Annotated in this window: 11 protein-coding genes; 5 read left to right on the top strand and 6 right to left on the bottom strand. The window is 67.8% G+C overall.

Annotated features, from left to right (window positions below; translation table 11 throughout):
• Positions 1-73: 73 nt before the first annotated feature.
• On the bottom strand, positions 74-3055 hold the full coding sequence (locus ACFTS5_RS19810) for a UPF0182 family protein (RefSeq protein WP_378633458.1): 2982 nt from the start codon (positions 3053-3055) through the stop codon (positions 74-76).
• A gap of 156 nt (positions 3056-3211) precedes the next feature.
• Here ACFTS5_RS19810 and ACFTS5_RS19805 point away from each other — a divergent pair, with 156 nt between their 5' ends.
• Positions 3212-3790 carry a PPA1309 family protein gene (locus ACFTS5_RS19805; protein WP_266292347.1) on the top strand — a complete coding sequence of 193 codons (579 nt, stop codon included), beginning with the start codon at positions 3212-3214 and terminating at the stop codon, positions 3788-3790.
• Here the strand turns inward: ACFTS5_RS19805 and ACFTS5_RS19800 are convergent, their stop codons facing one another.
• Positions 3791-4816: a PDZ domain-containing protein gene (locus ACFTS5_RS19800; RefSeq protein ID WP_378632867.1), complete on the bottom strand. Its 1026-nt coding sequence runs from the start codon at positions 4814-4816 to the stop codon at positions 3791-3793.
• Between the two features lie 127 nt (positions 4817-4943).
• Here ACFTS5_RS19800 and ACFTS5_RS19795 point away from each other — a divergent pair, with 127 nt between their 5' ends.
• From ACFTS5_RS19795 to ACFTS5_RS19785, 3 genes are all read left to right on the top strand, one after another.
• Positions 4944-6401, top strand: a complete 1458-nt coding sequence (locus ACFTS5_RS19795; protein ID WP_378632865.1) for a zinc-dependent metalloprotease — start codon at positions 4944-4946, stop codon at positions 6399-6401.
• Between the two features lie 208 nt (positions 6402-6609).
• Positions 6610-7485 (top strand): TOMM precursor leader peptide-binding protein, encoded by an 876-nt coding sequence (locus tag ACFTS5_RS19790; protein ID WP_378632862.1) that lies wholly within the window; start codon positions 6610-6612, stop codon positions 7483-7485.
• Positions 7486-7546: 61 nt separating this feature from the next.
• Entirely contained in the window at positions 7547-8896 is a 1350-nt protein-coding gene (locus ACFTS5_RS19785) for an ABC1 kinase family protein (RefSeq protein WP_378633455.1), read from the top strand.
• A 22-nt stretch (positions 8897-8918) separates the two neighbouring features.
• Here the strand turns inward: ACFTS5_RS19785 and ACFTS5_RS19780 are convergent, their stop codons facing one another.
• Together ACFTS5_RS19780 and ACFTS5_RS19775 are read right to left on the bottom strand one after the other, a co-directional pair.
• Positions 8919-10232 carry a uracil-xanthine permease family protein gene (locus tag ACFTS5_RS19780; RefSeq protein WP_378632860.1) on the bottom strand — a complete coding sequence of 438 codons (1314 nt, stop codon included), beginning with the start codon at positions 10230-10232 and terminating at the stop codon, positions 8919-8921.
• Positions 10220-11323, bottom strand: a complete 1104-nt coding sequence (locus tag ACFTS5_RS19775; protein WP_378632857.1) for an aryl-sulfate sulfotransferase — start codon at positions 11321-11323, stop codon at positions 10220-10222. The genes ACFTS5_RS19780 and ACFTS5_RS19775 overlap by 13 nt, the downstream gene beginning before the upstream one ends.
• Before the next feature lie 195 nt (positions 11324-11518).
• On the opposite strand from ACFTS5_RS19775, the gene ACFTS5_RS19770 reads away from it, so the two are divergent.
• On the top strand, positions 11519-12103 hold the full coding sequence (locus ACFTS5_RS19770; RefSeq protein WP_378632854.1) for a helix-turn-helix domain-containing protein: 585 nt from the start codon (positions 11519-11521) through the stop codon (positions 12101-12103).
• A gap of 64 nt (positions 12104-12167) precedes the next feature.
• Here the strand turns inward: ACFTS5_RS19770 and ACFTS5_RS19765 are convergent, their stop codons facing one another.
• Together ACFTS5_RS19765 and ACFTS5_RS19760 are read right to left on the bottom strand one after the other, a co-directional pair.
• Positions 12168-12491, bottom strand: a complete 324-nt coding sequence (locus ACFTS5_RS19765) for a WhiB family transcriptional regulator (protein WP_378632852.1) — start codon at positions 12489-12491, stop codon at positions 12168-12170.
• A gap of 138 nt (positions 12492-12629) precedes the next feature.
• Positions 12630-12962: a hypothetical protein gene (locus ACFTS5_RS19760; protein WP_143876049.1), complete on the bottom strand. Its 333-nt coding sequence runs from the start codon at positions 12960-12962 to the stop codon at positions 12630-12632.
• Between the last annotated feature and the right edge of the window lie 29 nt (positions 12963-12991).

Raw genomic sequence — 12991 nt, 5'->3', positions numbered from 1 at the left:
TCCACCGTTCCCCCTGCACAAGAAAGGCCCCGTCGACCAGACGGGGCCTTTCTTGCTGCTGCGCGGCGGCCGGCTACCGGCCGCCTGCGTCCTGATACGCCTTCACCGCAGCGTCCAGTTCTTCCAGCGCCTTACCGAAATCGGTGAAGTTGCCCGTCCGCATCGCCGTGCGCACCGCCTCGATCTTGCGGCTGAGCTCGGCGGCCGCGGCCTCCTGCGTCGACCCCGCGGGCGGAGTCGTCCCCGGTTGCGGTGTGGTGCCGTTACCGGGCGGGGTGACGGCGCCCTGGTCGACCGGCGGAACCGCCCCCGGTTTCGGCTTCACCGACGGATCGCCACCGAACGGCGTCGCCAGCGAACCCGCACCCGGCATCACCTGGTTCAGCGCCTCGGCCAGTGTCGGCGCGTAGCCGACCTTCACGCTGCCCGCCGCGTCGCGATAGCTCACCAGCACGCGAAGCAGCTGCGGGAACGTCGACGAACCGGTGTTGCGCTCGTTGTAGAACGGTTCCACGTAGAGGATGCCGCCGTCGGCCACCGGCAGCGTGAGCAGGTTGCCGTAGCGGATCTTGTTCGAGTTCGACAGCAGGGTTTTCTCTCGGGAGACCGCGTCGGCGGTGGTCATCGAGTTCTGCGTCTGCTGCGGACCCTGCGTCTGCGTTTCCACCGGCAGCTGCAACACGGTGAACTTGCCGTACCCGTCGGGGTCCGACCGCACCGAGATGTAGGCCGAGAGGAACTGCCGGTTGTAGCCGACCATCGCCGAGGTCAGGTTGAACACCGGCTTGTTGGTCTTCGGGTCACCCAGCAACACGTAATACGGGGGCTGGTTGAACGTGCCGCCCTCGATGGTCGGATCACTGGGCACCGACCAGAACGCGTTGTTGGTGAAGAACTCACGCGGATTGTCCACGTGGTACTTCGTGAGCATGTCGCGCTGGACCTTGAACAGGTCCTCCGGGTAGCGGAAGTGCGCGCGCAGCTCGGGCGAGATCTCGCTCTGCGGCTTCACCGCGTCGGGGAACACACCACGCCAGGCCTTGAGCACCGGGTCGGTGGTGTCGGTCTCGTACAGGGTGACGGTGCCGTCGTACGCGTCGACGGTGGCCTTCACCGAGTTGCGGATGTAGCTGACCTCCTTGCGCGGGATGACCCGTCCGGTCTTCTTGTCGATGCTGTCCTCGACCGCGCCGTCGAGCGACGTCGGCTGGGCGTAGGGGTACTTGTCCAGCGTGGTGTAGGCGTCGACGATCCAGACCACGCGCTCGCCGACGACCGCCGGGTAGGCGTTGCCGTCGGTGGTCAACCACGGCGCGACCTTCTGCACCCGGTCGCGCGGGCCACGGTTGAACAGGATCTTGGAGTCCTCGCTGATCGCCGAGGAGAACAAGATGTTGCGCTCGGCGTACTTGGCCGCGAAGGCCAGCCGGTTGAACCAGTTCCCGATCGGCACGCCACCGCTGCCGTCATAGGTGAACTGCGCCTGATCGGAGTCGTACTCGCGCGGCGCCTGGCCCTCCGCGGTGCCGACGATGGCGTAGTCGGGATCGGTCTGCGCGATCAGCTCGCCGTAGTAGATCCGCGGCTGCTCGACCTTGATCTGCTGGTCTTCGACCTTGGTGAACAGGTCGCTCACCATGAACAGCGGATAGCCCGAATCACTGCCGCCCGTGGCACTCTGGGCCTCGGACTGCGGCTTGTTGACCCGGTTGGCGGGCGCGGCGACGAAGCCGTTGCCGTGGGTGTAGACGGTGTGCTGGTTGATCCAGTCCTTCTGGTTGCCCGACAGCGCGGCCGGGTGCAGCTCGCGCGCGGCCACGATGTAGTCCTGGACGTCGCCGTTGAGGCTGTAGCGGTCGATGTCGAGTGACTCGGGGAAGCCGTAGAAGTTCTTGCGCTGCTGGAGCTGGGTGAAGGTAGGCGAGAGGATGTTCGGGTCGAGCAGGCGGGCGTTGCCGATGGTGGCCGCGTCGGCAGGCACCTCGAGCGGGCTCTTCCTGCTCTCACCCTGGTAGTCCTGATACTCGACCTTGTCGTCGGTGATCCCGTACGCCTCGCGAGTCGCCTGGATATTGCGCTCGATATACGGACTTTCCTTCTCCGCGGCGTTGGGTCGCACCGAGAACTGCTCGACCACCATCGGCCACACCGCACCGACCAGGATCGACGACAGCACCAGCAGCGCGGCCGCCATCGCGGGAACCCGCAGATCGCGCAGCACGATCCCGGCGAAGAACGCCATCGCGCAGATCAACGCGATCGACAGCAGGATCAGCTTGGCGGGCAGGACCGCGTTGATATCGGTGAACGACGGACCGCCGAACGTCGGCTCCTTACGCGTACTCGACAACAGGTCGTACCGGTCGAACCAGTACGCCACCGCCTTGAGCAGCACGAAGATCCCCGCGATCACCGCGAGCTGCACGCGCGCGGCCCTGGTGAGGGTGCCTTCACGCCCGGCCAGCCGCAGGCCGCCGAACACATAGTGGGTCACCAGGTTCGCGAAGAACGCGATCACCACGGCGACGAACAGCCAGTTCAGCACCATCCGGTAGAACGGCAGATCGAAGGTGTAGAAGCCGATGTCGAGATGGAACTGCGGGTCCTGCTGACCGAACTCGCCGCCGTGCAGGAACAGCTGCACCGTCGCCCAGTTCGACTGCGCGACCAAACCCGACAGCACGCCGAGCAGCACCGGGATACCGACGCCGAACAGCCGCAGCTTGCTCATCACGGTCGTGCGGTAACGCGCGATCGGATCGTTGGGCCCGGCGACCGGCACGAACACCGGACGCGACCGATAGGCCAGCAGCAGCGCCGCCCAAACCACCAGGCCGACGAGCAACGCGACGACCACGAACAGCATCAGCCGCGTGCGCAACACGCCGAGATACACACTGCGATAACCGACCTCACCGAACCACAACCAATTGGTATAGGCATCGGTGAAGCGGGGCCCGAGCAGCAACAGCGCCGCGAGGACGACTGCTGTCACCAGCAGCACACGGCTGCGTCGGGACAACGAAGGTAAGCCGGTGGGGGGCCGCATGCCCACGGTGCCACTCTCCATGCTCCGGCGGTTCCACACCGTGATCGGCGCAGTCACCGCAGTCCGAATGTTGCGGGTGATCCGTTGCCGGACCGTTGGCGCCCACTCTACGGAAATCGGACACCGTGCAAGCGTCTGGGCCGAAAATGATTGGATGTGCGGGTGACCGAAGACGAGCACGCCGAAGTTCTCCTCGCCCGCTGTGTCCGCGAGGTCGTCGAGTTCGCCGACGCCGAGGGCTGGGGAAACCCGCCGCAGATGTTCGCGTTGGTGCCGACCGCCGACCTGGCCGCGGCCGAACCGGACCTGCAAGACCAGCTCGACGACGGCAGCGAGCTGACCCCGGTGGCCCAGGAAGCCTTCCCCGACGACATCACCGGCGGGTCGATGGCGTTGGACGAGTTCCTGGCCACCACCACCTGGCCGCCCGCGGTCGAAGGCTGCGTGCTGGTGCAGGAGATCGTGGTGCTGCCGCCCGACGCCGAGAGCGATCTCGACGAAGCGCTGGTTCCGCTACTCGCCGATGACGAAGCCGCCGACGCGGCCGGGCGCGCCGCCGCGCACGCGCATCCGGGTCGGCGCGACGCCCGGCTCATCGCGGGTGTGCTGCGCCAGGGCGCCACCCTGTGCCTGCTGCAGATCCGTCCCGAGGACGATGACGGCTTCGGCGATCTCGACCTGCGCACCTACCCCAACCTGGCGCCGGGCCTGGTCGAGGCCCTGCACCACACGCTGGAGTGACTACCCGCAGCCGATCGCCTCGCGACCCGCGTTGATCTCGGCAAGTCCGGCGATCGCGCTGTCGAGGGTGTCGACCTTCACCAGGCGCAGACCCTCCGGAGCACGCTGACCGGCCTCGTTACAGTTGTCGGCGGGGACGAGGAACGTTTCCGCGCCTGCCTCACGCGCCGCGATCATTTTGTACTGGATGCCACCGATCGGGCCGACCTTGCCGTCCTGGTCGATGGTCCCGGTGCCCGCGACGAACTTGCCGCCGTTGAGTTCGCCCGGCGAGAGCTTGTCGATCAGCGAGAGGCTGAACATCAGACCGGCCGACGGTCCGCCGATATCGGCGAGGTTGAACTCGACCTGCAACGGCGGGCGTCCGCCTTCGCCCGGGGTGATCCCGAGGTAGCCCTTGGTCTCGTCGCCGGGGCGCGGCGCCAGGGTGATCGGACTGGTCAGCTCGGCGTCGCCGCGACGGTGGACGACGGTGATGGTGGCGCCGGGCGCCTTGGTGCCGACGATGTCGATCACGTCCTTGGGCGTGGTGATCGGGGTGCCGTCGATGCTGATCAGCTCGTCACCGACCTCGAGCACGCCGTTGGCCGGCCCGTCCTCGCCGAGTCCGCGGACCAGCACGACCGTCGGCATCTTCAGGTAGTGCAGCGCGGCGACCTCGGCATCGCTCTCGGAGTCCTTGAAGTCCTGCTGGTTGGACTTGTCGACCTCCTCGCGTGACACGCCGGGTGGGTACACCTCGGCGCGCGGGACAAGGCCGTGCTCACCGCTGGCCCAGAACCCGAACGCCTCGAACAGGTTCAGCCCGTCGCGCACCGACACGGTCGTCATGTTCAGGTGCCCGCTCGTGGGATCCAGTGGCGCGCCGGTGACATCGACCACCTGCTTGCCCTCGACCTGGCCGAGGGTGTCGAAGGTGGGGCCGGGGCCCAGCGCGACGAACGGCACGGTGACCACGCTGCCCGCCACACCGAGCACGAGGACAGGGACGAGGGCGACGATCAGGGTGAGGATCCGACGATTCACTCGGACCACAGTAGTGATCAACGGCCGTGACCGACGGCAGTGGCACGCTTTATGGCGTGGGCGTCGTCGCGCGATTTCGCGATGCGCGAACACCGTGGGCCCGGGGGTCCCGCGTAACGTAAGAGGTATGAGCGATCTCCCCTTCGGCTTCTCGACCGGCGACGACGACGATTCCGGCAAGCGTCGCGACGAGGGCAACGGACCCGGCGGAAACGATCCGTTCGGGTTCGGAGCGGGCGGCGCCGGCGGTGCGGGCGGCTTCGATCCGTCGCAGCTGGGCCAGATGCTGAGCCAGCTCGGGCAGATGATCAGCGGCATGGGCCAGGGCATGGGTCCCGCCGGCTCACAGTCCGGCCCGGTCAACTACGACGTCGCCAAGCGACTGGCCCGCCAGCAGCTCGGTTCCACCATCGCCCCGATCGCGTCGGGGACCACGACCGCGGTAACCGACGCGGCGCACCTGGCCGAACTGTGGCTCGACGGCGCCACGGTGCTGCCCGCGGGCGCCACCAAGACGGTCGCGTGGACCCCGAACGACTGGATCGAAGAGACGCTGCCCACCTGGAAGCGCCTGTGCGATCCGGTGGCCGAGCAGATCTCAGGCATGTGGACGGCGCAGTTGCCCGAGGAGGCCAAGCAGTTCGCCGGGCCGATGGTCGGCATGCTCGGTCAGATGGGCGGGCTGGCGTTCGGCTCCCAGCTCGGTCAGGCGCTCGGCCAGCTGGCCAAGGAGGTGCTGACCTCCACCGATATCGGTCTGCCGTTGGGCCCGGCCGGTACCGCGGCGCTACTGCCGACCGCGATCTCGGCGTTCAGCGAAGGGCTCGAGCAGCCCGAGAGCGAGATCATGGTCTTCCTGGCCGCCCGCGAGGCCGCCCACCAGCGGCTCTTCGCGCACGTGCCCTGGCTGCGTCAGCAGGTGCTCGGCGCCGTGGAGGACTACGCGCGCGGCATCAAGATGGACTTCTCCGCGATCGAGGAAGCCGCGCAGGGCATCGACCCGATGTCGCTGAGCGACCCCTCCAAGCTGGAGGAACTGCTCTCCCAGGGCACGTTCGAACCGCAGACCACACCCGAGCAGAAGCAGGCACTCGAGCGCCTGGAGACCCTGCTTGCGCTGATCGAGGGCTGGGTCGACGTCGTGGTCAGCGACGCGGTGGGTGAGCGCCTGCCGGGCGCGAACGCGCTGTCGGAGACGCTGCGTCGCCGCCGGGCGACGGGCGGACCCGCCGAGCAGACATTCGCCACGCTCGTCGGCCTGGAGTTGCGGCCGCGCAAGGTGCGTGAGGCCTCGGCGCTGTGGCGGCGGCTCACCACCGACGCGGGGATGGAGCGGCGTGACAAGGTGTGGGAACACCCCGATCTGCTGCCCGACTCCACCGATCTCGACTCCCCTGCCGGATTCATCGACTCCATCATCGGTGGCAGCACCGGCGCTTTCGACGACCCGCTGGCCCAGCTGGCCGCGACCGAAGCGCGGGAGCGCGACGCGGCCGGTCTCGGCAAAACCGAGGCCGAAGAGTCCGATTCCGACGAAACCCCGCGCGACGAGGGTGATTCCGGCTCGGATCCCGGCAAGGCCTGATCCACCTCGCCGCCGAGGTCGGTGAGAAACTTCCGATCTCGGTGGCGCGACACGGTTCCGAGGCTAACGTTCGTCGCGAAACGCGGCGGCGACCCGCGGTACAGCGGTTGTTCACACTTCGGAATCCGCGGGCCGACACGCCGAAAGCCTGTGGATAACTGCACTTTCGGCGCACCTCGCCCCGCTGCCGGGTGCCGATACTTCTGGCATGACGACCACTTCCCCACTGCGCGGGCCGATGCTCAACCCGCGAGTGACCACCCTGGTTCGCCCGTCCGGCACGGTCCAGCTCGGTTGGGACCCCGAACGCGCGCTGCTCCTCGAAACCACCGATCACGACACCGGTACCGTGCTCGCCTTCCTCCGCCTGCTCGACGGCTTGCAATCGCGGCCCCAGATCATCTGGCGGGCGGGCGAATTCGGCATCAGCCCCGATCGCACCATGGGCATGCTCACCGCGATCGAGCGTGCGGGCCTGCTGCTCGAGCCCGAACCCGCACTGGGCAAGATCCGCGGTATCACCGTGCACGGCCTCGGTCCGCTCTCGGACGCGGTAGCGATCGGATTGCGGCGCATGGGTTTTCGCCCCACCCGCTCGCGCGCGTACCGGCCCGACCATCCGCTCGGTACCGCCGCGGGCGATCTGGTGGTGCTCACCGACGCGTTGATGATCGACCCCGGACTGTCGGTGGATCTGGTGTTGCGACGGGTGCCGCACCTGCAGGTCCGAGTTCGCGACGGGGTCGGCGTGGTCGGCCCGCTCGTGCTGCCCGGCGAGACCAGCTGCCTGCGCTGTGCCGATCTGACCCGGGCCGGATTCGACAACGACTGGCCGCATCTGGCCGCCCAGCTACTGGGCCGCACCGGGCACGCGTCCCCGGCGGGCATCGCGGCGACGACCGCCCTGGCGCTCGGCGAGCTGGAGGCGATCGTCGCCTGTTCACCGCGGCGTCCACCGCGCACTCTCGACGCTACCGTGGAATTGAACCTCGACACCCACGAGATCCAGCGTCGGCCGTGGCTGCCGCATCAGGAATGCGGGTGCCGGAACATGACCTCACGCGCGCCGGAAACCGCACGGTGACGGGCGTCGCATCAGCCGGTGTGAGCATTCTTATGGCACACACCCCGCGAGTTCGGCCATGATGGGTACCGTGTCCGAGATCGTGCGCCGCAGTTCCAGCCGCAATGCCAAGTTGGCCAAGATTCCGCTCGGCATCGCCGGACGAGCCGCTGTCGGGTTCGGCAAGAAGCTCGTCGGTGGTGACAAGAAGCAGATCAACGCGAACCTGAACCAGAAAGCAGCCGAGCAGCTGTTCACCGTGCTCGGTGAGCTCAAGGGCGGCGCGATGAAGTTCGGGCAGGCGCTGAGCGTGATGGAGGCCGCGGTCCCGGAGGAGTTCGGCGAGCACTATCGCGAGGCGCTGACCAAGCTCCAGGCCGCCGCACCGCCGATGCCCGCCGAGACGGTGCACCGCGTGCTCGACCAGCAGCTGGGCACCAAGTGGCGGGAACGCTTCACGTCCTTCGACGACACCCCGGCCGCCTCGGCCAGCATCGGCCAGGTGCATCGCGCGGTCTGGTCCGACGGTCGCGCGGTGGCGGTGAAGGTGCAGTATCCGGGCGCCGACGACGCGCTGCGCGCCGACCTGAAGACGCTGTCCCGGATGACCGGACTGCTCTCGTCGGTGATCCCCGGCGCCGATGTGAAGCCGCTGCTCGCCGAGATCACCGAACGCACCGAGGAAGAACTCGACTACCGCATCGAGGCCGCCAACCAGCGCCGCTTCGCCGCCGCGTTCGAGGGGCACCCCACCATCGCGATCCCCAAGGTGGTGGCGGGCGCCCCGAAGGTGATCGTCACCGAATGGCTCGACGGCACCCCCGTGTCGGCGCTGATCAAGGCAGGCGCGGAGGACCCCGAGGGCACCCGGGCGCAGCGCAACCGGATCGCCGAGCTGATGGGGACCTTCCACTTCAGCTCGCCCGAACTGGTCGGCCTGCTGCACGGCGACCCGCATCCCGGCAATTTCCTGGTGCGGGCCGACGGCACCCTCGCCGTGCTCGACTTCGGCGCGTGCGCGCCGATGCCGGACGGCTTCCCGGAGATCCTGGGCCGCATGCTGGCCCTCGCTGTCGCCGACGAGCACGCGGCCCTCACCGAATTGCTCTACGAGCACGGCTGGGTCATTCCCGGCCGGGTGGTGACCCACGAGGAGATCGAGGCGTACCTGCGCCCGTTCAGCGACCCGATTCGCACCGACACGTTCCACTTCACCCGGTCGTGGATGCAGCGGGTGGCGGGCAAGGCCTCCGAGTTCTCCAGCCCGGAGATGAAAACTGCTCGCGCCCTGCAACTTCCGGCCGAGTACCTCACCGTCTTCCGGGTGCTCGGTGGCTCGGTCGGCATCCTGGCCCAGCTCGACGCGGAACTCGGCTTCATGAACCTGGTCCGCACCTGGGTGCCGGGTTTCCGCGCCGAACAGGCTTCGTAGGGCGCCCCCAGCCCGGGGCGTCTCAGTCGACGGATGCCCCGGACGGGCGTCGGCCCACCGTGCACAGCAGGTGCACCAGGATGCCGACCACAGCGGCCATGGTGACTCCGCTGCCGAGTAGCAGCTTCAGATCGGCGGGGAAGCCGCGATAGAGGGCGGGAACCAGAATCGGCAGCAGGCCCGCGGTGAGGGCCGCGGTGGTGGTGAGCAGGGCAGCGTCGTCGTTCAGGTCGACTTCGCGGAACAGGCCGATCGCGGAAGCGATGATCGTGGCGAACACGATGGCCGCCGTCGCGCCGACGACAGGGCCGGGCAGGGAATTCACGATGCGGCCGACCGGGGCCACGAACGCGGCCAGGATCAACATCAGGCCGGTCAGCGCGGTGACGTAGCGACTGCGAACACCGGTGAGCCGGATCAGCCCGATGTTCTCACCGCTGGTCACCATGGTCGGTCCACCGAACAGCCCGGAGAACAGGGAGGTGACAGCGTCACCGCGGATCGTGCGCCCGACCGTCGGCGCGGTGTCGATCTGCTTGCCGACCACCTGCGCGTTGAGCACCGTCTGTCCGGTGGCCTCGGCCATCGAGCCGATGCTGAATACCAGCAGCGGCACGGCCGCCAGCAGGTCGAAATGCGGTGCGCCGAACAGCAACGGCTCCGGCAGTTGCACCAGCGCGTCACCCGGGGCGAGCGTGAACCGGCCGAGCGCGGCCGCCACCGCGGTCCCGACCCCCATCCCGATCAGCACCGACACGCGTCGCCAACCGGAAGGCAGGAAACGATGTGCCAGCACTGTCGCCGCGATGGTCACCCCGGCGATGGTCACCGACCTGACCGGGGTGGGGTCGTCGGCGGAGGTGATCAGATTCGCGCCGACCTTCACCAGGTTCACCCCGATCACCAGGATCATGGCGGCGATCACGACCATCGGCAGGAACCGCACCAGCTTGCGCGCGATCGGTACCAGCGCGATGCCGGCGACCGCGGTGATCAGGACCGCACCGGTGGCGGTGGCGGGGTCGTAGGTCTGCGCGGTCTGGATGAACAGCACCACCGCCGCGCCACCGGGCAGCATGACGAACGGCAGCCCGGCCCCGAGGCCGTACCGGCCACCGGACTGCAGGATGGTGCCGATACCGCTGAAAAGCAGTGCGCCACAGAGCAAGGCGCGGGCTGCCTCGTCGTCCAGGTTCAAGCTGCGGCTGATCAGCAGCACCGAGGTGAGCGGCATCGCGATCATCACCACCAGGTGCTGGAGCGCACCGGCGAAAGCCCGTCCCGCGGGTGGGATCTCGTCGACCGGCGCCACGACCGGTTCGGTCACCGCAGCCATGGGAGTTCCTCGGCGCGGTAACGGTAGGCACGGAAGATCGCGTTGGAGATACCAGGAAACACCTGGGCGGTATCGGGATCGGGGTATTCGGTGAAGGAGGGCACCACGTACTCCCAGCAGATCTGCCGGTCCGGGGTCACCTCGAAGATCCGGCCGAACGCGGCCTCGGTGATCAGCGTGTTGCCGTTGGGCAGCCGCTGCGCGCCACCCATGAAGGGAGTGAAGAACGCCTCACGCGGGGAGTCCTGGTAGGTCCACCCGACTTCGCCGGTAACAGCGTCTATTTCGACGACGCGGCTGTAGGTGACCGACTCACCGGTGCGGAAGGTGCCGTTGTCGAACACCAGGATCTTGCCGTCGCCGAGCGGGGTGGCGTGATGCTGTTGGGCGACGGTGTCGCGGTCGGCGAGCTCGGTGACCACGCCGGTGCGCCGATCGATCAGGATCACCGCGGAGACACTGCGCAGACTGGCCACCACCGTGTGCTCGTCGAGCGGGTACACGCTGTTGATCAGCGGCCAGTGCTCACGCCAATAGTGCGGCTGCAGCGTGAATTTCGCGGGGTCGAGATGCTCGACCGCACGCCACTCCCAGATCGGCGCGCCGTCGGGGCCGACCTCGTGGATCACATCGGACCAGATGATCCCGTCGGCTTCGGTGCCGGGCACACCGCCCTGGATCCGTGCCGCGTCGGCGCCGGTGAGTGGCTGCACGGCGGCGTAGAGCACGCGCCCGTCGTCGTAGTGGTGGGCGTCGTGGTGGGCCAGATCGTCGCGGATCTCGGACAGCTGGGCACCGGTGTGGTCGTAGCGGGCCATCGAACCGCCGGAGTACTTGCGCCACATGGCGAACAAGGGTGCACGGGCCAGGGTCGCGCCGTTGTAGGCGAGGGAGCCGTCGGCGAGGATGCGGGCGTGTCTGCCCGGGCGGTAGGGCAGGTGCCACTGGTGGACGATCTCGCCGTCGAGGTCGACCAGGTCGACTCGGCCGTTGCCCGCCAGCGGCGCGTAGAGCGTGAAGCCGGGCGAGGCCAGCTCGGCATCGCTGCCGATCAGCCCGGTGCCCCGGCGCTTGAGGGTGTTCTGTTCCATGCCGCCTCTTCCTGAATATTCGACCCCACTGAATATTCAGTAGAATCATGAAAACAGGAACCGTTCCGATCATGGTGCGCGAAACCCGCTCACCCCCTGGTCGGACACCGAAACAGCGGACCAGCACCGGTTGCGGGCACTGAAGATTCACTACAGTCACAGGCACAGCCAGGACCGAGGACACGGAGGCGATCAGTGGCCAGTGAGCACATCCGGAATCGGCAGCTCGGCACCGTGATCCGCGATCGGCGCCTCGCCGCCGAGTACACCCTGGCCCGCCTCGCCACCGAAACCGGTCTGTCCCAGTCATTTCTGAGCCAACTCGAGAACGGCCGGACCAACACCAGCCTGCGCTCGCTCCAGTTGATCGCCGACGCCCTCTCGACCACCGCGACAGCCCTGCTGGCCGCGGCCGACGACACCGCGCCCGCGGCCGTGGTCCGCGCCGCCGACGACACCGCCCTGCCTCAAACCGAGCCCGGCGCGGGCACCGTCCGGTCCCTCGTCCACGGTGACCGCGACCTGCGAGCCCTGGAATTCACCGGCGGCACCGATCGCGGTGACCGCGATTTCGTCCACCGATCCGATGAGATCATCCACGTGATCCGCGGCCGGATCTCACTGATCGCCGACGGCACCGAACACGACCTCGGCACCGGTGACACCTATTACTGCCGCGCGGGTGAGAAGCACCGGTGGTGGGCGCACTCCCCGGACACCACCACATTGGTCCTCGCCGTCGCCGACGGTCGCACCGTCAAACGCGCATCCCGCATATAGCAAAACGAACCGCTCACCATGACGAGGTGAGCGGTTCGCTTGCGGTACAACCCTTTTCCCGGGTTCATGCCACGATCGCGACCTTGCGCGGGCGACCGCGGGGGCGCTTGCGGGCGATCACGACACCCTGGTCGAAGATCTCACCGCCCCACACGCCCCACGGCTCGGCACGATCGATGGCCGCGGTCAGGCAGCCCTTGCGGATCGGGCAGGCCGCGCACAGTTCCTTGGCCTGCTCGAGATCGGTGGGGCTCTCGGCGAACCACAGATCGGGGTTTCCGCCCCTACAGGGCAGAGTCTTGGTGACCTCACGGACGCGAGGGGTCTGCGCCACGGTTCGGCATGTCACGTCAGTAGTGGCCGTCGGCCAGTCCTGGGCGGTGAACACGTCGTTCTCCTTCAGCTCGTTTGCAGCGGTCGAATGTTCGGTGTGCGAACCCGGTGCCAACGGCTGAGGAGCCGAAATAAAGATGGCCACGGATTTCGCTTCTCGCGATCCGTGGCCAGGAGGTCTGGGAGGTGTTCCCTACCTAGTTCGACATTTCTGTCGAGACCTGATCACGGTCGCTGGGTGGACGCGGAGGCGGATTGCGCCGATGAACTCCGGTGCGTAACCGGCTTCATCGGCGATTGCTGCCGGTGCCGCAACGGCGGTCGGCTGCCAACCCACGTTGGGCTTGTCCTGGAGACGAATCGGAGTGTGCTGATGGACGACAGTCATCGGCACAGCTTTGGCATCGACGCCGGACAGGCCGGTCCCCTGCAGAGCGAGGACCCCCCGGGAGGCGGACATGACAAATCCGTTCACCAGGACGCGATTGCTCATCGCATCGAACGTGGTGTTCGTGTTCGTGTTCATGTGTCTGCCTCCCTCCTGAACTCGTGTGT

The organism is Nocardia sp. NPDC056952, from assembly GCF_042674185.1.
GTDB lineage: Bacteria > Actinomycetota > Actinomycetes > Mycobacteriales > Mycobacteriaceae > Nocardia.
The sequence above is the reverse complement of the archived record's forward strand: the minus strand, read 5'-3'. Positions and strand labels throughout refer to the sequence as shown.